This is a genomic window from Burkholderia sp. YIM B11467, from assembly GCF_052952715.1.
Genome location: NZ_JBQVSQ010000001.1, coordinates 279,084 through 297,575, shown reverse-complemented (window position 1 = coordinate 297,575; position 18,492 = coordinate 279,084). Strand labels below are relative to the sequence as shown.

19 protein-coding genes are annotated in these 18,492 nt (G+C 65.9%); 18 read left to right on the top strand and 1 reads right to left on the bottom strand.

All coding sequences use genetic code 11. The annotated features are described in order from the left end of the window. The first annotated feature begins 21 nt into the window (after positions 1-21). The 10 genes from kdpB (at position 22) to ACTRWB_RS01305 (ending at position 9,528) form a co-directional block, all read left to right on the top strand. Complete coding sequence (kdpB, locus tag ACTRWB_RS01350) at positions 22-2,070, top strand: potassium-transporting ATPase subunit KdpB (protein WP_446901396.1); 2,049 nt, start codon at positions 22-24, stop codon at positions 2,068-2,070. 80 nt (positions 2,071-2,150) lie between these two features. After that, entirely contained in the window at positions 2,151-3,851 is a 1,701-nt protein-coding gene (locus ACTRWB_RS01345) for a DUF4118 domain-containing protein (RefSeq protein ID WP_446900645.1), read from the top strand. Beyond that, positions 3,848-4,570: a response regulator gene (locus ACTRWB_RS01340; RefSeq protein ID WP_446900644.1), complete on the top strand. Its 723-nt coding sequence runs from the start codon at positions 3,848-3,850 to the stop codon at positions 4,568-4,570. Before ACTRWB_RS01345 ends, ACTRWB_RS01340 begins: the two co-directional genes overlap by 4 nt. 290 nt (positions 4,571-4,860) lie before the next feature. Beyond that, positions 4,861-5,634 (top strand): ABC transporter substrate-binding protein, encoded by a 774-nt coding sequence (locus ACTRWB_RS01335; RefSeq protein ID WP_048250099.1) that lies wholly within the window; start codon positions 4,861-4,863, stop codon positions 5,632-5,634. 175 nt (positions 5,635-5,809) lie between these two features. Continuing rightward, positions 5,810-6,499, top strand: a complete 690-nt coding sequence (locus ACTRWB_RS01330) for an ABC transporter permease (protein WP_446900643.1) — start codon at positions 5,810-5,812, stop codon at positions 6,497-6,499. Continuing rightward, positions 6,496-7,209: an ABC transporter permease gene (locus ACTRWB_RS01325; protein ID WP_412025065.1), complete on the top strand. Its 714-nt coding sequence runs from the start codon at positions 6,496-6,498 to the stop codon at positions 7,207-7,209. The genes ACTRWB_RS01330 and ACTRWB_RS01325 overlap by 4 nt, the downstream gene beginning before the upstream one ends. Before the next feature lie 33 nt (positions 7,210-7,242). After that, positions 7,243-8,010 (top strand): ABC transporter ATP-binding protein, encoded by a 768-nt coding sequence (locus ACTRWB_RS01320; protein WP_042973307.1) that lies wholly within the window; start codon positions 7,243-7,245, stop codon positions 8,008-8,010. Positions 8,011-8,096: 86 nt separating this feature from the next. After that, a complete protein-coding gene (locus ACTRWB_RS01315; protein WP_129516758.1) occupies positions 8,097-8,531 on the top strand; it encodes a cupin domain-containing protein in 435 nt (144 codons plus the stop codon). Between the two features lie 326 nt (positions 8,532-8,857). Further along, entirely contained in the window at positions 8,858-8,995 is a 138-nt protein-coding gene (locus tag ACTRWB_RS01310; protein WP_164992092.1) for an HHHH-motif protein, read from the top strand. Between the two features lie 62 nt (positions 8,996-9,057). Beyond that, positions 9,058-9,528 carry a hypothetical protein gene (locus ACTRWB_RS01305; protein WP_419687645.1) on the top strand — a complete coding sequence of 157 codons (471 nt, stop codon included), beginning with the start codon at positions 9,058-9,060 and terminating at the stop codon, positions 9,526-9,528. Between the two features lie 108 nt (positions 9,529-9,636). Here the strand turns inward: ACTRWB_RS01305 and ACTRWB_RS01300 are convergent, their stop codons facing one another. Then, positions 9,637-10,992, bottom strand: a complete 1,356-nt coding sequence (locus ACTRWB_RS01300) for a polyhydroxyalkanoate depolymerase (protein ID WP_446900642.1) — start codon at positions 10,990-10,992, stop codon at positions 9,637-9,639. Between the two features lie 289 nt (positions 10,993-11,281). Between ACTRWB_RS01300 and ACTRWB_RS01295 the strand changes: the two genes are divergently transcribed. From ACTRWB_RS01295 to ACTRWB_RS01260, 8 genes are all read left to right on the top strand, one after another. Continuing rightward, positions 11,282-11,944 carry a glutathione S-transferase family protein gene (locus ACTRWB_RS01295; RefSeq protein WP_048250105.1) on the top strand — a complete coding sequence of 221 codons (663 nt, stop codon included), beginning with the start codon at positions 11,282-11,284 and terminating at the stop codon, positions 11,942-11,944. A 217-nt stretch (positions 11,945-12,161) separates the two neighbouring features. Then, entirely contained in the window at positions 12,162-12,539 is a 378-nt protein-coding gene (locus tag ACTRWB_RS01290; protein WP_446901395.1) for a hypothetical protein, read from the top strand. A gap of 14 nt (positions 12,540-12,553) precedes the next feature. Next, positions 12,554-12,937, top strand: a complete 384-nt coding sequence (locus ACTRWB_RS01285; protein ID WP_446900641.1) for a hypothetical protein — start codon at positions 12,554-12,556, stop codon at positions 12,935-12,937. 89 nt (positions 12,938-13,026) lie between these two features. After that, complete coding sequence (locus ACTRWB_RS01280) at positions 13,027-13,455, top strand: lytic transglycosylase domain-containing protein (RefSeq protein WP_446901394.1); 429 nt, start codon at positions 13,027-13,029, stop codon at positions 13,453-13,455. A 275-nt stretch (positions 13,456-13,730) separates the two neighbouring features. Continuing rightward, a complete protein-coding gene (locus ACTRWB_RS01275; protein ID WP_412025060.1) occupies positions 13,731-14,972 on the top strand; it encodes a Crp/Fnr family transcriptional regulator in 1,242 nt (413 codons plus the stop codon). A 13-nt stretch (positions 14,973-14,985) separates the two neighbouring features. Beyond that, the gene (locus tag ACTRWB_RS01270; protein ID WP_048250109.1) at positions 14,986-15,750 is read left to right on the top strand and encodes a flagellar motor protein; all 765 of its coding nucleotides are present in this window, start codon (positions 14,986-14,988) and stop codon (positions 15,748-15,750) included. Positions 15,751-15,789: 39 nt separating this feature from the next. Continuing rightward, the gene (locus ACTRWB_RS01265) at positions 15,790-16,449 is read left to right on the top strand and encodes an OmpA/MotB family protein (protein WP_446900640.1); all 660 of its coding nucleotides are present in this window, start codon (positions 15,790-15,792) and stop codon (positions 16,447-16,449) included. Between the two features lie 158 nt (positions 16,450-16,607). Beyond that, positions 16,608-18,470: a methyl-accepting chemotaxis protein gene (locus ACTRWB_RS01260; RefSeq protein WP_419687640.1), complete on the top strand. Its 1,863-nt coding sequence runs from the start codon at positions 16,608-16,610 to the stop codon at positions 18,468-18,470. Positions 18,471-18,492: the final 22 nt, after the last annotated feature.

Below are 18,492 nucleotides of genomic sequence, written 5' to 3'. Positions count from 1 at the left end.
AGCCCGATCAACCAGGCAGCCATGCCGATCGGCGGCGCGCCGTCGATGCGCTGGACGGCCGTGCTGCGCGAGGCGTTCCGCAAGCTCGCGCCGCGGGTGCAGTTGAAGAACCCGGTGATGTTCGTCGTTTATCTCGGCAGCATCGTCACGACCGCGCTGTGGCTGCAGGCGCTGACCGGCACGGGCGACGCGCCGGCCGGTTTCATCTTCGCGGTCGCGTGCTGGCTGTGGTTCACCGTGCTGTTCGCGAACGCGGCCGAGGCGCTGGCGGAAGGGCGCGGCAAGGCGCAGGCCGACGCGTTGCGCGCGGCGCGCAAGCGCGTGTATGCGAAGGTGCTCGACGAGCCGAAGCAATTCGGCAGCACGAGCCATCGTGTGCCGAGCGACGAGCTCGCCGCCGGCAGCATCGTGCTCGTCGAAGCCGGCGACACGATTCCGGCCGACGGCGAAGTGATCGACGGCGTCGCGTCGGTCGACGAATCGGCGATCACCGGCGAATCCGCGCCGGTGATTCGCGAGTCGGGCGGCGATTTCTCGTCGGTGACGGGCGGCACGCGCGTGCTGTCCGACTGGATCATCGTGAAGATCACCGCGCAACCCGGCGAAGCGTTTCTCGACCGGATGATCGCGATGGTCGAAGGCGCGAAACGCGGCAAGACGCCGAACGAGGTCGCGCTGACGATCCTGCTCGTTGCGCTGACAATCATCTTCCTGCTCGTCTGCGTGACGCTGCTGCCGTTCTCGCAATTCAGCGTGCTGCTGAACGCGTCGGGCTCGGCCGTGAGCCTGACCGTGCTGATCGCGCTGCTGGTTTGCCTGATCCCGACGACGATCGGCGCGCTGCTGTCGGCGATCGGCATCGCGGGGATGAGCCGCATGATGCGCGCGAACGTGCTTGCGACGTCGGGCCGCGCGATCGAGGCGGCCGGCGACGTCGATGTGCTGCTGCTCGACAAGACCGGCACGATCACGCTCGGCAACCGCGAGGCCGTGCAGTTCCGGCCGGCGCCCGGCGTGGACGAGCGTGCGCTGGCCGAGGCCGCGCAACTGTCGTCGCTGGCCGACGAAACGCCCGAGGGGCGCTCGATCGTCGCGCTCGCGAAGCAGCGTTTCGCGCTGGACGTGAGGGCGGTCGACGGCAGCATCGCGGTGCCGTTCAGTGCACGCACGCGGATGAGCGGCCTCGATATCGGCGAGCGGCAGGTGCGCAAGGGCGCGGCGTCCGCGATCCGCGCGCACGTCGATGCGCTCGGCGGCGCATTTCCGCAGGCGGTCGAGACGGCCGTCAACGATATCGCGCGACGCGGCGGCACGCCGCTCGTCGTCGCCGACGGCGCCAGGGTGCTCGGCGCGATCGAGCTGAAGGACATCGTCAAGCACGGGATCGGCGCGCGCTTTGCCGAGCTGCGCAAGGTCGGCGTGAAGACGGTGATGATCACCGGCGACAACCGGCTGACTGCGGCCGCGATCGCGGCGGAAGCCGGCGTCGACGACTACCTGGCCGAAGCGACGCCCGAAGACAAGCTGCGGCTGATCCGCGAGCACCAGGCGAAGGGCCATCTCGTCGCGATGACGGGCGACGGCACCAACGACGCGCCCGCACTGGCACAGGCCGACGTGGCCGTCGCGATGCACAGCGGCACGCAGGCGGCAAAGGAAGCGGCCAACATGGTCGACCTCGACAGCAACCCGACCAAGCTGATGCAGGTCGTCGAGGTCGGCAAGCAGATGATCATGACGCGCGGCGCGCTGACCACGTTCAGCGTCGCCAACGATCTCGCGAAGTACTTCGCGATCATTCCGGCCGCGTTCGTCGCGACGTATCCGGCGCTCGGCGCGCTGAACGTGATGGGGCTGCACAGCCCGACGTCGGCGATCCTGTCGGCGGTGATCTTCAATGCGCTGATCATCGTCGCGTTGATTCCGCTCGCGCTGAAGGGCGTGAAATATCGGGCGGAGCCGGCCGAAAAGCTGCTGTGGCGCAACCTGCTGATCTACGGCGTGGGCGGGATCGTCGCACCGTTCATCGGCATCAAGCTGATCGACATGCTGTTGACGCCGTTTATCTGACCGAACGCGCCGTCGCGGCCCCGCTCACGCCCTCGCGGCGTGCGCGGGGCCGTTCGGCGTTTCAATTGCCGGAAGCGATCATGGATGTGAACGTGAACGAAGCGAATCGACGGGCCACGGGGCTGCGGGATACCGCCGCCCGCCACCGCGCGGCCGGTGCACGGCACGAGCGCTGGCGGATCGTGCTGCGCGCCTGTGCGGGCATGGCCGACCGCATCGCGGGCGCCGGGCCCGACACGCGGCCGGCGCTGGCCGTGCGCGAAGCGCGCCCGCACACGCACGTGTGGGTGTCGCAGTACGCGGTGCCGCTGCTGTTGGCCACGCTCGTCTGCGCGCTGGCGACGCTCGCGGCGAGCGCGCTGTTGCGCGTGTTCGATCTGTCGAACGTCGTGATGCTGTTCCTGATGACGGTCGTGCTGATCGCGCTGCGGCTCGGCAGGCTGGCCGGCGCGTGGGCCGCGTTCGTCTGCGTCGGCTGCTTCGACTTCTTCTTCGTCGAGCCAAGGCTGTCGTTCGCGGTGTCCGATACACAGTACGTGTTCACGTTCGCGCTGATGCTGGCCGTCGCGCTCGCGATCGGCCAGCTCGCGGCGCGCCTGCGTGCGGAGGCGCGCGCCGCGCGCGCGAACGAAAAACGCTCGGCCGCGCTCGCGCGGGTCGCGCACGATCTGTCGGCCGCGATCGAGACCGAGCAGATCGCGTCGATCTGCACCGGCACGATCGCGCCGCTGCTCGGCGTGCGCGTCGCGCTCGTGCTGCCCGATGCGGACGACCGGCTGGCGCCCGTGCCCGGCGCGTGGTTCGTCGATCTGTCGGCCGCGCACTGGGCATACGAGCAGGCGCGCAGTGCCGGGTGCGGGATGCCGCCGTTCGAGCGTGCGGCCGCTCAGTACCTGCCGCTGAAGGCGCCGATGCGCGTGCGCGGCGTGCTCGTGCTGTTCGGCGACGCGCAGCCGGTGCCGACGGATCCCGACGATCGCCGCCTGATCGACGCGCTGTGCTCGTCGATCGCGATGGCGCTCGAACGCGTGCACTACGTCGGCGTCGCACAGCACACGCTCGTCCGGATCGAAGGCGAGCGGTTGCGCAACGCGCTGCTGGCCGCCGTGTCGCACGACCTGAAGACGCCGCTGACCGCGATTCGCGGGCTGGCCGAGACGCTGGAGCGGCCCGAGCGTCTGGCCGACGGGCAGCCGGCGGCACTCGCGCACGGCATTCGCAACCAGGCCGAGGCGCTGCACGGGCTCGTCGTGAACCTGCTCGACCTCGCGCGGATGCAGAGCGAAGGCGTGCGGCTCAATCGCGAGTGGCACATGCTCGACGAGATTGTCGGCAGCGCGCTCGCGCATTCGGCCGGCGTGCTGGCCGGCCGCGACGTGAGTGCCGACTTGCCGGCCGATCTGCCGCTGATCGACGTCGATGCGCTGCTGATCGAGCGCGTGCTGATGAACCTGCTCGATAACGCCGCGAAGTATGCGGGCGCGGACGCGGCCGTGTCGGTGCGCGCGCGCGTGTTCGGCGAAACGCTCTACGTGTTCGTCGAGGACGACGGGCCCGGCTTCGTCGCACGCAACACCGAGCCGCTGTTCGAGCCGTTCGAGCGCGAACGCAAGGAATCGTCGATCAGCGGCGTGGGGCTCGGGCTCGCGCTGTGCCGCAGCATCGTCAACGCGCACGGCGGCTCGATCCGCGCGGTGCCGCTTGATCCGCACGGCGCGCGGTTCGAGATTCGCCTGCCATTGGGCGCGCCGCCCGACATCGAACACGAGAGCCGCACATGATCAGATCGAGGGTACTTATCGTCGAGGACGAATCGGACATCCGCCGTTTCGTCCGGATGGCGCTGGAACAGGAAGGGCTCGACACCTGCGAGGCGTCGACGGCTCGCGAGGCGCGGATGTATGCGACGAGCAGCAAGCCCGATCTCGTGATCGTCGATCTCGGGCTGCCGGACGACGACGGCAAGACGTTCATCCGCGAGCTGCGCGAGTGGTCGACGGTGCCGGTGATCGTGCTGTCGGCGCGGCAGCAGGAAGTGGAGAAGGTCGCGGCGCTCGACGCGGGCGCGGATGATTACCTCCCGAAGCCGTTCGGCGTGCCCGAGCTGCTGGCACGGGCGCGTGCGCAGTTGCGGCGCGCGGCGTTCGTGTCGGCCGACGGGCAAGCGTCGTCGGTCGTGCGCTTCGGCGACGTGACCGTCGATCTCGGCCGGCACGAAGTCGTCCGCGGCGGCGAGCCCGTCCACCTGACGCGCCTCGAATTCCGGCTGCTCGCCGCGCTGATCCGCGCGCGCGGCGGCGTGATCGCCGCGCGGCAACTGCTGGCCGAGGTCTGGGGCATCCACGACGCGGATCGTGCGCACTACGTGCGCGTGTACATGACGAACCTGCGGCAGAAACTCGAACCCGTGCCGGCGCGTCCGCGGCACCTGCTGACGGAACTTCAGTTCGGCTACCGGCTGGTCGGACTGGAAACGGTCGGCGCGGCCCGGGGAGTATAGACAGGTGCCACGTGCCGTCCGGTCTTGACTGTAGGCATCGAGAAAGTCTTAATTCAGCATTGCGTAATGCGTAATTAATTGAAATATAAGGATATTATCGACCCGCGACTAAAACTCGCCGACATAGAGATAAACACGGATTGCTGGTGATGCCCCCGGAAAGGCAAAGTTGTATGTACAACTTCGGGCGTCGCCAAAAGGGGCGATTTCCGGGTTGGAAGGGTTCGCGGCGGAGTCGCCGTGCCGGCAGCGCCGGCGCCCTTGCCCAGTTCGCCTCTGACAGGAACGCCATGAAGAAACTCGCGCTCAGTATTGCCCTTGCCTGCATCGCGGTCGGTGCCCACGCCAAGGATTGGTCGACGATCCGGTTCGGCGTCGACGCCAGCTACCCGCCGTTCGAATCGAAGGACGCAAGCGGCAAGGTCGTCGGCTTCGACGTCGATCTCGGCAACGAGATCTGCGCCCGCCTGAAGGCGAAATGCGTGTGGGTCGAAAACGACTTCGACGGGATGATCCCGGCGCTGAAGGCCAAGAAGTTCGACGGCGTGCTGTCGTCGATGTCGATGACGCCGGCGCGCGCCGAGCAGATCGCGTTCTCCGACAAGCTGTTCAACACGCCGACGCGTCTCGTCGCGAAGAAGGGCGCGAATCTGCAGCCGACGGCCGAATCGCTGAAGGGCAAGTCGGTCGGTGTCGAGCAGGGCACCATCCAGGAAACCTACGCGAAGGCGTACTGGGCGCCGAAGGGCGTGCAGGTCGTGCCTTACCAGAACCAGGACGGCGTGTACCAGGATCTGACGTCCGGCCGCCTCGACGCGGCGCTGCAGGACGCGGTGCAGGCCGACATCGGCTTCCTGAAGACGCCGCGAGGCGCGAACTTCGAATACGCCGGCAAGGACATCGACGATCCGAAGACGCTCGGCAACGGCGCCGGCATCGGCCTGCGCAAGGACGACGCCGACCTGAAGGCGAAGATCGACCACGCGATCGCCGACATCATCAAGGACGGCACGTACAAGAAGCTCGAGAAGAAGTACTTCGCGTTCGACGTCTACGGCGGCTGACCGACCATGCGGCGCGCATCGGCTGCGGTGCGCGCCGCGTCTGTTACCGGGCGCCGCCCGCGTCACGGGATGCGTCGGGCTTGATGAGCAGGTTGCATCAGGTAGTGCGTAGAAATCGTTTGATGCGCGGGTAATGGCTATTGACAATCCAGCCACATCGTTCTGGATCCCTTATATGATCTTCCAAGGATTTGGCCCGCTGCTGTGGGCCGGCACGGTCGAGACCGTGAAGCTCGCGGTGCTGTCGCTCGCCGCGTCGCTCGTGCTGGGCCTCGTCGGCGCGAGCGCGAAACTGTCGACGAACCGTGTGCTCAAGGCGATCGGCACCTTCTACACGACGCTGATCCGCGCGGTACCGGATCTCGTGCTGATGCTGCTGCTGTTCTACGGGATCCAGATCCTGCTGAACAACTTCACCGACATGCTCGGCTGGGACCAGATCGACATCGACCCGTTCGTGGCCGGCGTCATCACGCTCGGCTTCATCTACGGCGCGTACTTCACCGAAACATTCCGCGGCGCGTTCCTCGCGGTGCCGCGCGGCCAGCTCGAAGCAGGCTTCGCGTACGGGATGAGCGGCTGGCGCGTGTTCCGCCGCATCCTGTTCCCGCAGATGATGCGCTTCGCGCTGCCCGGCATCGGCAACAACTGGCAGGTGCTCGTGAAAGCCACCGCGCTCGTGTCGATCATCGGCCTCGCCGACGTCGTCAAGGCGTCGCAGGACGCGGGCAAGAGCACCCTCGATTTCTTCTTCTTCACGCTGGCTGCAGGCGCGATCTACCTCGCGATCACGACGGTGTCGAACGTCGTGCTGCATCACCTCGAGAAGCGTTATTCCGTCGGCGTCCGGAGGCTCGCACTGTGATCGAACTCGTCAGCCAGTACTGGCAAAGCTATCTCTACACCGACGGCTACCGTTTCAGCGGCCTTGCGATCACGCTGTGGCTGCTGGTCGTGTCGATCGCACTGGGCTTCGCGCTCGCCGTGCCGCTCGCGATCGCACGCGCATCGTCGAACCGCTGGATCTCGGGCCCGGTGTGGCTCTATACGTACGTGTTCCGCGGCACGCCGCTCTACGTGCAGCTGCTGATGTGCTACACGGGCATCTACAGCCTGCAGGTCGTGCACAACCACGTGCTGCTCGACGCGTTCTTCCGCAACGCGATGAACTGCACGCTGCTCGCGTTCGTGCTGAACGAATGCGCGTATGCGACGGAGATCTTCGCGGGCGCGATCAAGTCGACGTCGGCCGGCGAGATCGAGGCCGGGCAAGCCTACGGGATGTCGCGCTTCAAGCTCTATACGCGGATCATCCTGCCTTCCGCGCTGCGCCGCTCGCTGCCGAGCTACAGCAACGAAGTGATCCTGATGCTGCACGCGACGACACTCGCGTTCACCGCGACCGTGCCCGACATCCTGAAGGTCACGCGCGACGTCAATTCGGCGACGTACATGTCGTTCCAGGCCTACGGCATCGCGGCCGTGCTGTACGCCGCCGTCGTGTTCACGCTCATCTGGGTGTTCCGCAAGCTCGAGACGCGCTGGCTCGCGTATCTCTCGCCGCGCAGTCATTAATGCATTCGCAAGATTCGCAAGGAAGGACCAAGCATGTACAAGCTCACCGTTGACAACCTGCACAAGAAGTTCGGCGACAACGAGGTGTTGAAGGGCGTGTCGATGAAGGCGAAGGCCGGCGACGTGATCAGCATCATTGGCTCGAGCGGCTCCGGCAAGAGCACGTTCCTGCGCTGCATCAACTTCCTCGAGCAGCCGTGCTCGGGGCAGATCACGATCGGCAGCGAGCCGATCCAGACCACGCGCGACCGCAACGGCTCGCTGCGCGTGGCCGACCAGAAACAGCTGCAGCGGATGCGCACGAAGCTGTCGATGGTGTTCCAGCACTTCAACCTGTGGGCGCACATGACGGTGCTCGAGAACGTGATCGAGGCGCCGATGGCCGTGCTCGGGATCGGCAAGGACGAAGCGATCGCACGGGCGCGCAAGTATCTGGAGAAGGTCGGGCTGGCGCCGCGCGTCGAGGGCATGTATCCGTCGCACCTGTCGGGCGGCCAGCAGCAGCGTGTCGCGATCGCGCGTGCGCTCGCGATGGAGCCCGAAGTGATGCTGTTCGATGAACCGACGTCGGCGCTCGATCCGGAACTCGTCGGCGAAGTGCTGAAGGTGATGCAGAAGCTCGCCGAGGAAGGGCGTACGATGGTCGTCGTCACGCATGAGATGGGCTTCGCGCGCAACGTGTCGAACCACGTGATCTTCCTGCATCAGGGGAAGATCGAGGAAGAAGGGAATCCGCAGGAGATTCTCGTGAATCCGAAGAGCGAACGGCTCGGGCAGTTTTTGTCGGGGCGGTTGAAGTAAGTCAGCAGCGTTGCGGCCGTGGATCCATCCGTGCTGGAACGCTAAATGCTTGTCACGCGTGATCCTTTCGATGAAGGAGCATCGCGATGAGCACGCCGACGACCACCCATTTTTCCCATGTGAAGCCGCAGGACACCGCGTATCAAGGCGAAGGCCTGCGCGACTTCTTCCTGTACCGAGATCTCGGCATTGCCGCCGCGACGAACGGCAAGGTCGTCGCGCAGCTCGTCAGGGCGAATCATGCACCGGCGGCGGGCACCGGCTGGCACCGTCACGAGGCCGAGTTCCATATCGTGATCATGCTGAAGGGCTGGGCGCGCTTCATGTACGGCGAGCAGGAAACGCTGGTGTCCGCCGGCGACTGCGTGCATCAGGCGCCGGGGATCGTGCATTACCTGTTCGATTACTCGCCGGACATGGAGTATCTGGAGATCGTCGGGCCGGCCGATTTCAAGTCGATCGACGTCGACGGACCGTGCGAGGTGCCCGCGCCGACGCCGTGGGGAGAGACGGGGGCGTAGCCGCCGGTTGATTTCCTCTGCACGTCATGCGCATGCTCGCGACAAACCGCCTTCGGGCGGTTTTTTCTTGGGTTGTTCCGCCGCTCACGCTGCCGGCTCCGGTAACAACGACCGACTGCAACGCACGAGCGCTTCATTCGAATTCCGAAGGGTTTCAGTCGTGAAAGCTTCGAAAGCAGGCGGGGCGTTTTTGTCAGCTTCGCGTGACGATTTGTTACGCGCTGTCAAAGATCGTCAATTCGGCGCAAGTGCGTGCACGGCCTGTCGACGACCGGCGTTAAGGAGGTACCAGCCGGATCACCGGCTGCCCTACCCAGGAGAATGTCATGACCCGCATCGCGAAGATCCTGACCGCGACGGCCGTTGCCTGCGTCGTCCTCGTGCCGACGCTTGCCGAAGCCCATTCGCACCGCGTGTGCCATTACGATCACCACCACCATCGCGTGTGCCGCTGGGTGCGGTAACCGGGATATCCCTCGGGTACGCCCGGGACGCTTTCACCATTCAGGCAAATCAGGAGAGGACTATGAAAAAGACGATGTTGATCGCCGCGCTGGTCGCAGGCATGGGTATGTCGCTCGGTGCGTTCGCACAGGTTCCGGCCAGCGCGCCGGCCGGCACGACCGGTCTGTGCAAGGACGGTTCGTTCTACTCGGGCGCGTCGAAGAAGGGCGCATGTGCGGGCCACAAGGGCGTGAAGACCTGGTACGGCGCATCGGCTGCTGCAGCAGCCAGCGCGCCGGCCGCGATGGCCCCGGCGACGGCGGCTTCCGCTACGGCAGCATCGGGTGCCGCGCCCGCGAAGAGCGCGCCGGCGACGACCGCAGCCGCGGCGCCGGGCGGCGGCCCGGGCAAGGTGTGGGCCAACGACAGCACGAAGGTCTACCACTGCTCGACCGACAAGTACTACGGCAAGACGAAGCACGGCAGCTACATGACGGAAGCGGATGCGAAGGCGAAGGGCTACCACGCATCGCACGGCAAGGCCTGCTCGTAACACGGGCCGGACGCGCGAGGTCATTTCTTCGCGCGTCGCCTGAAGGCTGTCGTTTATCTCGCCCCGCCATCACGGCGGGGCGATTTTTTTTTGCGCCGCTGCACGGGTTCAGTGGGCGTGATGCGGTCGTGTTTCGGCCGCTGCATCGGGCCCGGTTGCGCGCGCATCGAGCAGCGCACGCAGCGTGACGTAGTGCGTGCCGTTCGCGTTGCCGTCCGCATCCGCCGTGCGATCGTACGGCTCGTTGTCGTGGATCGTCGCGCGCACGATCGGATAGATCTGCGTTTCCCAGCGACTGCCGTTGAACACGCCGTAGTGGCCCGCGCCCGTCTGCACGTGGTGGGTCTTCAGGTACGGCGGCAACCCCGAACACAGCTCCTGCGCGGCTACCGTCTGGCCGACCGCGCAGATATCGTCCTTCTCGCCTTCGATCGTCAATAGCGCGGTGCGGTGAATCGCCGCCGGTTCGACGAGCGTGTCGCCGACCGTCAGTTCGCCGCGCGCGAGCGCGTATTGCTGGAAGACCTTCTCGACCGTTTCCAGATAGAACTCCGCGGTGAGGTCGGCCGTCGCGAAGTATTCGTCGTAGAAGTGCCGCAGCGTGTCGGCCTTCGCAGGGTCGCCTTTCGCGCGCTCGTAATACAGGTCGGCAAACGATGCCGCATGACGGTCGGGGTTCATCGACATGAACGCGCCCACCTGCACGAAACCCGGATACACGCACCGCTGCGCCCCGACGAAGCCCGCCGGCACGACGCTGATCAGGTTCTGCGCGAACCATTCGATCGGCTGGCTCGTGGCGAGCGCGTTGACCTTCGTCGGATTCACGCGGCAGTCGATCGGGCCTGCCATCAGCGTCAGGCTCGCGGGCTGCGCCGGATCGCCGCCGGCCGCCATCAGCGCGACCGCCGCGAGCGCGGCGACGGTCGGCTGGCAGATCGCGAGCACATGCGCGTCCGGGCCGATATGGCGGATGAAATCGATCACGTGCACGACGTATTCGTCGAAGCCGAAGCGTCCGGCCGTCAGCGGGATGTCGCGCGGGTTGTGCCAGTCGGTGATGTACACGTCATGGTCCGCGAGCATCGTGTGCACCGTGCCGCGCAGCAGCGTCGCGAAATGCCCGGACATCGGCGCGACGATCAGCACGCGCGGTTGACGTGCGACCGGGTGCGCCTTGCGGAAATGCAGCAGCGTGGCGAATGGCGTGACCGCCGCGGCTTCCTCGACGATCGGCACCGTTTCGCCGTCGACGACGATCGACGTGATGCCGAACGGCGGCCGTCGATGCGAGAACGCGCAGCATTCGAGCAGTTCGCACAGCGCGTCGAGCATGCGGCCCGTCGGGGTCGACGTGGCAGGCGGCCACAGCGACATCGTCGCGCGTGTGGTGGCGGCCCATGCACGCGCCGGGCGCAGGCATTCTGCAGACCATTGGTAAAACGGATAGGCAAGCAGATTCATGACCTTCGCTCGTTGCGCCGCGTTGCATTGAACGAGGCAAGCCGTGTGCCAGCACGCGGCTGGCACGCGCGTTGCACGCGGTACGGGAACGCTGTGGCGCAGGTGGCACGCGACGACGGCTGGCCGGGGGCGATGCATTGCCGTACCGGTCCGGCGCACGATGCGTGCCGCGACATCGTGCGGCGCTGCGCCAGTTCGGCGAATCCGCCGCACAGGCATGGTGCGGGTTACGTCACGCGGCGTCCGTTATCGGTGCAGGGGTACGAACGGCATTCAGCAGAGGAGCGACATGGAATCCACCGGACAGACGACGTTGACCATCAGCAGCCGCAATTACTCGTCGTGGTCGATGCGCGGCTGGCTGCTCGCGAAGCTGAGCGGGCTCGCGTTCGACACGGTCAGCGTGCCGATCGATGCTGCGTCGCGCGCGGAGTTGTTGCTGCTGTCGCCGTCGATTCTCGTGCCGTGCCTGACACACGACGGCAACGCGGTGTGGGACACGCTCGCGATCGCCGAATACCTGAACGAAATCCGGCCGCAGGCGCGGCTGCTGCCTGACGACCGGCATGCGCGCGCGCATTGCCGGTCGATCTGCGGCGAGATGCATTCCGGGTTCAGCGCGTTGCGCTCCGCGCTGCCGATGAACCTGCGCGCGCATTTCCCCGGCTTCCGGATCTGGTCGCGCGCGCAGCACGACATCCAGCGGATCGTGACGATCTGGCACGAGTGCCTGGCCGCGTATGGCGGGCCCTGGCTGTTCGGCGCGGAGATCGGCATCGCCGACGCGATGTATGCGCCAGTCGTTACGCGCTTCCTGACCTACGACGTGAAGCTCGAACCGGAGATCGCCGAATACTGCATGCGCGTGCTGGCGCATCCGTTCGTCGCGGAGTGGATCGACGCGGCGAAGGCGGAGCAGGAAGACATCGACGAACTCGACATGGAGTTCTGACGCGCCGGATCACGTGCGGCGCACGCGTGGAAACGCGCGACGCGTTCAACGATCGGACGAATGGCGTCTGATCATGGGGCGCTTAAATCGGAGGAATCGACTTTCGTCGTGAGGTCTCGTGCGGCGGGCTTCGCGCGCGATCGGGGTAAACATCGCGGACGCGTTGCCGATAACGCAGGTCCAGTGCCCGCGAGAGAATCACGTGAAACCGTTCTTCATGCTTGTCAGTGCCGCTGCGTTGGTCATGTCGGCCGGCTGCGCCCAACTTCAATCCGGACGTCAGGACGCGAATGCGCATAACGACGCGCCCACTGCGTCGACGCCGCTCGTCGATTTCGTCATACCTGCCGATGCGCTTGGCGCACGCGATCCCCAACTGACCGCATTGCTGGCGAAAGTCGGCGCGCTCGCGTCGAAGCAGACGCAGCCGATGACGATTCGCGTGGCCGCGCTGCCGCAGGATTTCGGCTACCTGAACCAGTCGCTCCGACGTGGCATCGCGGCGCCGCGTGGCGCGGCGGTGCGCGTCGAGAACGTCGCGGCCGGGAGTTGCCGGCCGTACAGCGTGCAAGTCGCACCGACCCAGACCCAGTGACAGGAGATATCACGATGCGACGACTGTCGATCTGTGCGGCCATGCTCGTGTGCGGCACCGCGTTTGCGGCACCACCCGGAGACGGTGCGCCGTTTGCCCCTGCCGCATCCAATCAGGTGTTTCCGCCGCTGCCGCCGTACGCGTCGCTGCCGCCGGGGGCGGGCGGTGACGACGAAGCGCAGGCGCCTGCGCCGGCGGGCGGGCGTCACACGAAGAAGCAGCGCCACGCGCTGCCCGTGAAGAAGGCGCCGGAATTTCAGGTGCGTCTCGTCGTGACCGACGAGTCGCGTGCGGCGCTCGCCGCCGAGGACAAGAAGCTCGACGACGCGCTCGCGAAAAGCGTGCACGAGCGGCGTACGACAGGAACCGGCGCCGCTGCGCTGGCGATGACGCAATGAAGCGGCAGGATCAAAGCGGCGGCTACGTGACGACCCGGACCCGGATGGTCTCGATGCGGCGAGGTTGGACGTCATGGCTGTGGTTCGCGATGTTGCTGAGCGCGCTGTACATTGCGCCGGTGCGTGCGGACGACGCCGTACCCGGCAGCGCCTGCTTCGAGCGGGCAGCCGGCTACCAGGGCGTCAACCCGCAGATCCTGCGCGCGATCGCCTGGTACGAATCGAAGGGCAATCCTGCCGCCGTGCATCGCAACGCGGATGGCAGTATCGACGTCGGCCAGACCCAGATCAACTCGGTGCACTTCGGCGAGTTGCGCCGCTACGGTGTGCCGCCGGGCGCGTTGAAGGATGCGTGCGTGAACATCTACGTCGCCGCGTGGATGCTGAAGCGCAAGATGGTCCGCTACGGGAACACCTGGCAGGCGATCGGTGCGTATCACTCGGAAACGCCGCGCTTGCGGGACGAGTACGCGCGAAACATCCATGCGGTGCTCGTGTCGTGGGGCGTGCACGAGTGAGCCGCGCACGTTCGTATGCGTTGAAGGCTGGGAGTAAGGATTGCCGCGGGCGTGGGCGATCCGCCGGACATGCGGCGGTTTGTCGTTTTCCCTGATGCGTCGCGTCGTATCCGCCACGCAAACGTTTCGCTGCCGATGACGTGTCCGGAGCCCATGCGATGACGTTAAAGAACCCCTCAGCTCGTGTCGTAAACGGGAGCACGGGGAACGGCGATGATCGCGCATGAAGCGCGGCGCAGCCGGACAAAAAAAGTCAGCGCAGCAGGGGAATCGACTTGAATCGTCAGCAATCGTGGACGCGTACGGCGGCGCCAGGAGAAATCATTTACGCCGAGGGTTTCGCGGGTGAGCCCGTGATCTTTCTGATCACCGACGGCAAGGTCGAGCTCTCCACGCGATGCGAAGACAAGCGCGTCGTCGTCGCGACGCTCGGCCGTGGCGAGTTCTTCGGGGAATCCGCCTTGCTCGCCGCCGAGCCGCGTGCGCATACCGCGAAGGCGCTTTCATTCTGTCAGCTCACGGTCGTGCCGGCCGGCATCCTCGACGATGAAATCGAGCGCGTGTCGGCGCTGCTGCGCCATATCGTGCGGACCATGATCCGGCGCGTGAAGCGCAAGGACGATCAGCTCGCGACCTATACGCATGCCGACTTCATGCCGGGCGTGCTGTCGTATGCGCATGTGCTCGCGCTGATGGCGGGCGCCGATGCGCGCGAATCCGGCGATTCGTGGGCACGCCGGCCGATGCAGGCCCATGCGGCCGAGACCTCGGTGCCGCTCGCGGAAGTGATCCGCAAGTGCCGCGCGATTGCCGGCCATTCGCGGCCGCACGTGCTCGCGATGCTGCGACGCATGGAGAAGCTCAACCTCGTCACGATCGAATCCGCGCAGGCCGACCTGGCCGGCGGGGCATCCGACTATGCGGCTTCATCGGACGCGCGCCAGGTCGTCACGTTCGATGCCGCGCGCGTGATCGACCGCGCGCAGCAGGTTGCCGATCACGATCTCGACGTGTCGATCAACAGTGAACTCGAACTCATCGAGCTGGCCGATCTCGAATCGCTGATCGGCGTCGAGAAGACGCTGTTGCTCAACAAGCTGTCGAACGGCGAGATTGCCGAAGAAGTGTTCGCGTTCCGCAAATCGAAGGTGCTCAGCTACGTCGAGCAAAAAGGCGTCGCGTACTTCTCGAGGCGCGCGCGCCGCGGCGGCGACGTGCAGGCGCTGGAGGATCTCGTGTGGGTCGACCAGCGCACGTTGTTCGACGTGATCAGCGGGTTCGATACGTACGATCTCGCGAAGCTGATCGCGAACCTCGACGATCGCGCGGTGGCCGACAAGCTGTTTTCCGTGATGACCGAGGCGCGGCGCAACGAGGTGTCGTGGGTGATGCGCCGCGAACTCAAGCTCGACCCGATCGAGATCGAGGACATCGAGCGACGTGTGCTGGATGCCGTTCGTGCGGCCAAGGCACCTGCGACGGGCACCGTGTCCGTCGCATCGGCATCGGATGCATGACACGGAGGCGCGTATGGATCTGTTGACCCTGGCCGGTGTGCTGCTCGGCGGCGCGGCGATCGTGTTCGGATTTTCGCTGGAAGGCGGGCATTTCTCGATGCTGTTCCAGTTCGAAGCGCTCGTCATCGTGCTCGGCGGCACGCTCGGCGCGGTGATGATCCAGAACACCTGGGCGCGCTTCTTCGATGCTGTGAAGCAGTTGCGGCTCGCGTTCGTGCGTGCGCGCGAGGTCGATCGCAAGAACCTGTCCGACCTGCTCGAATGGGGCGACCGCGCGAAGCTCGACGGGCTGCTCGCATTTGAATCGATGGACGTCAGCGGCATTCATCCGTTCGCGCGCCGCGGGCTCGAATTGCTGGCCAATGGTGTGTCGACCGCCGTGCTCGAGGATGCACTGCAGCGCGAGCTCGACGCGTACGAGCGCAGCCGCCTGGCCGCCGTGCGCGTGTGGCAGCAGGCCGGCGGATATGCGCCGACGTTCGGCATTCTCGGCTCGGTGCTCGGGCTCGTGCAGGTGACGAGCCATATTCTCGAACCCGCGCAGCTCGGGCCGGGCATCGCGGTCGCGTTCGTCGCGACGCTGTACGGGCTGGCGTTCGCGAACCTCGTGTTTCTGCCGCTCTACGGCAAGCTGCGCGCACAGATCGATAGCGAGCTGCGGTTCCGCAAGCTGTATCTCGACGGCTTGCTGGCGATTTCGCGCAAGGAGTCGCCGCATACGATCGAAACGCGCCTCACCGGCGACGTGCGCGGACGCGCGGCGGAATCGCTCGCGTGATGGGCTGCGTATGCGGGTCGACGAACAGGGATCTTCGGCATGACAGCCCGAACTGATGGTGCGACCGCCGCCGATCGCGACGGCGATGAACTCGACGGCGCGCAGTCCGGACGCTGGCTGATTTCGTACGCGGATCTCATCACGACGCTGATGGTGCTGTTTCTCGCGCTGTACGTGCTCCAGCTCGCGAAATACAACGCGCTCGACGCGCGATATCAGACGCTTGCGCGGCACGCCGGTGGTGCGGCGAGTAGTGCCGTGCCCGAACGCGCGCCGGCCTGGCTCGCGTCGCTCGATTCGTTGAAGACCAACGGGCGGATATCGCTGGTGAAAGCGCCGCACGGTGTCGAGATCGGCATCGACGCGAAGATCCTGTTCAACGTCGGCGATGCGCGCTTGCTGCCCGATGCGTCGCCCGTGCTGAACCAGATCGCGCAGGCACTGAGCGCGCATGCGACGGGCGACATCCTCGTCGAGGGACACACGGACAGCGTGCCGATCGCGAATGCGAAATACGAATCGAACTGGGAGCTTTCGTCGGCGCGGGCGGGGAGCGTCGTGCGCTACCTGACCGAACGCGGCGTGGCGCCGCACCGGCTTGCTGCGATCGGGCGGGCCGATACGCAGCCGCTCGTGACGGGCGACGATGCCGCCGCGCGGGCGCGGAATCGCCGCGTGACGATCTTCGTTGCGTACTGATTTGCACTGATCCTGCGCGTATAGGCGGCCGCATATGCCCGCCTGTCAACGACATAACGAATCTCGAATGATCGATATCTGAAATCAGCGATGCGCTTCCGCGCGTGCATGCCGATATCCCAAACTGGCTCAGACCGAGCGGTTATCGAGGGTTCCCCATGCATTTCTGGCGCAAGCTTTCCATTCAGAACAAGCTGATTCTCAGCATGACGAGTTGCCTGCTCGTGTTCGTCGCGATTTCGAGCGGACTCAGCATCCGTCTGATCGGCAACGCGGTGCGCGACCGCGTCGTGCGCGAAGAGTTGCCGACGGCAGTGAACGGCATTCGCGCCGACGTGCAGCGGCAGATGGCCGGGCCGATCGCCGCGTCGCGCATTCTCGCACGCGATGCGTTCCTGCTGCAGTGGGAAGCCGACGGTGAACCTGATGCCGGCACGCGCAACTGGATCCAGCTCGCGAAGAACGTCAAGGACGAGCAGAAGGCGGCGTCCGTGCAGTGGGTGTCCGTGAAGAGCGGCAACTACTACAACGAAGCCGGCCTGCAGCGGAAGGTCACCGACAAGGATCAGTGGCTGACCAGCTTCCTGTCGTCCGGCAAGGCGTTCGACGTGAACATGGATCGCGAGGTGACGCTCGGCGGCTACATGATGTTCATCAACAGCCGCGTCGAAATCGACGGCGTACCGATCGGCGCGGCCTGCATGAGCTTGTCCGTCGATGCGCTCGCGAAGGGCATTGCCGCTTACCGGATCGGCGAGACCGGGTTCGCGTATCTCGTGCGACCCGACGGCGCGATCATGATGCATCGCGATACGTCGCTGATCGACGGCAAGCATTTCATGAAGGACCAGCCGGGCCTGCCGGGCGATGCGTCGTCGACGCTGCTCGCCGGCAAGCCGTACGCGTACCTCAGCTACAACGGCGACGGCGGCGCGCGCTTCATCGCGACGTCGTTCATTCCCGAACTGAATGCGTATGTCGTCGTCGAGGTGCCGGAGGCGGAACTGCTTGGGCCCGTGACGCGCGCGATCCGCAGTGCGGCGCTGGTCGCGGCGGTGGTCGGCCTTGGTGTCGCGCTGCTCGTGATCTGGCTCGTCGGGCGCGCGATTGCCGCGCCGATCCGGCGTGCGGCGACGCTGCTGTCGGAGATCGCCAGCGGCCAGGGTGACCTGACACGCCGCATGACGGTCGAGAGCCAGGACGAGATCGGGCAGCTGTCGGACGCGTTCAATCGGTTCGTGTCGTCGCTGTCGACGCTGGTTCACCGGATTCGCGCGGCGTCCGCGTCGATTGCGACCGGCTCCGCGCAGATCGCGTCGGGGAATGCCGATCTCAGCGAACGCACCGAAGGGCAGTCGAGCAACCTCGAGCGCACGGCTTCGTCGATGGAAGAGATCACGGCCGTGGTGCGGAACAACACCGAGACGGCGACGACCGCCGCGAAGATGATCAACGGCGCGTCGGATACCGCGGCGCGCGGTGGGCAGGTGGTGGGCGAAGTGGTGAGCACGATGGAGCAGATCAGCAACGCGTCGCAGCGGATCTCCGAGATCATCGTGATGATCGACAGTATTTCGTTTCAGACGAACATTCTTGCGTTGAATGCGGCGGTGGAAGCGGCGCGGGCAGGGGAGCAGGGGCGCGGGTTTGCTGTCGTTGCTTCGGAGGTGCGGAATCTGGCGCAGCGTAGTGCGCAAGCGGCTAAGGAGATCAAGGCGCTGATCGAGCATAGCGCGGGGACGGTGAATACCGGGTCGCGGTTGGTCAGCGAAGCCGGGAAGGTGATGAGTGATGTCGTTTCGCAGGTTCAAGGCGTCAGCGCGATGATGAGCGAGATTGCCGAGGCTAGTCTGGAGCAGAGTGCCGGGATCGATCAGATTGGGGATGCGGTGCAGTCGCTCGATCAGATGACGCAGCAGAATGCGGCGCTGGTGGAAGAAAGCGCGGCGGCGGCGGCGAGTTTGAAACAGCAGGCGGCGGAATTGACCAAACTGGTGTCGGCTTTCAAGGTGGATGAATAAAGTCTGTTTGGCGTTTTAGAAT

What these genes read in the sequence shown, in the direction of transcription:
- ACTRWB_RS01300 (WP_446900642.1), bottom strand. Translation starts at nt 10,992, where the DNA reads ATGAATCTGCTTGCCTATCCGTTTTACCAATGGTCTGCAGAATGCCTG.
- ACTRWB_RS01280 (WP_446901394.1), top strand. Translation starts at nt 13,027, where the DNA reads ATGTTGCTGAGCGCGCTGTACATTGCGCCGGTGCGTGCGGACGACGCC.
- ACTRWB_RS01305 (WP_419687645.1), top strand. Translation starts at nt 9,058, where the DNA reads ATGAAAAAGACGATGTTGATCGCCGCGCTGGTCGCAGGCATGGGTATG.
- ACTRWB_RS01315 (WP_129516758.1), top strand. Translation starts at nt 8,097, where the DNA reads ATGAGCACGCCGACGACCACCCATTTTTCCCATGTGAAGCCGCAGGAC.
- ACTRWB_RS01335 (WP_048250099.1), top strand. Translation starts at nt 4,861, where the DNA reads ATGAAGAAACTCGCGCTCAGTATTGCCCTTGCCTGCATCGCGGTCGGT.
- ACTRWB_RS01330 (WP_446900643.1), top strand. Translation starts at nt 5,810, where the DNA reads ATGATCTTCCAAGGATTTGGCCCGCTGCTGTGGGCCGGCACGGTCGAG.
- ACTRWB_RS01320 (WP_042973307.1), top strand. Translation starts at nt 7,243, where the DNA reads ATGTACAAGCTCACCGTTGACAACCTGCACAAGAAGTTCGGCGACAAC.
- ACTRWB_RS01290 (WP_446901395.1), top strand. Translation starts at nt 12,162, where the DNA reads ATGCTTGTCAGTGCCGCTGCGTTGGTCATGTCGGCCGGCTGCGCCCAA.
- ACTRWB_RS01310 (WP_164992092.1), top strand. Translation starts at nt 8,858, where the DNA reads ATGACCCGCATCGCGAAGATCCTGACCGCGACGGCCGTTGCCTGCGTC.
- kdpB (WP_446901396.1), top strand. Translation starts at nt 22, where the DNA reads ATGCCGATCGGCGGCGCGCCGTCGATGCGCTGGACGGCCGTGCTGCGC.
- ACTRWB_RS01295 (WP_048250105.1), top strand. Translation starts at nt 11,282, where the DNA reads ATGGAATCCACCGGACAGACGACGTTGACCATCAGCAGCCGCAATTAC.
- ACTRWB_RS01340 (WP_446900644.1), top strand. Translation starts at nt 3,848, where the DNA reads ATGATCAGATCGAGGGTACTTATCGTCGAGGACGAATCGGACATCCGC.
- ACTRWB_RS01265 (WP_446900640.1), top strand. Translation starts at nt 15,790, where the DNA reads ATGACAGCCCGAACTGATGGTGCGACCGCCGCCGATCGCGACGGCGAT.
- ACTRWB_RS01270 (WP_048250109.1), top strand. Translation starts at nt 14,986, where the DNA reads ATGGATCTGTTGACCCTGGCCGGTGTGCTGCTCGGCGGCGCGGCGATC.
- ACTRWB_RS01285 (WP_446900641.1), top strand. Translation starts at nt 12,554, where the DNA reads ATGCGACGACTGTCGATCTGTGCGGCCATGCTCGTGTGCGGCACCGCG.
- ACTRWB_RS01345 (WP_446900645.1), top strand. Translation starts at nt 2,151, where the DNA reads ATGGATGTGAACGTGAACGAAGCGAATCGACGGGCCACGGGGCTGCGG.
- ACTRWB_RS01260 (WP_419687640.1), top strand. Translation starts at nt 16,608, where the DNA reads ATGCATTTCTGGCGCAAGCTTTCCATTCAGAACAAGCTGATTCTCAGC.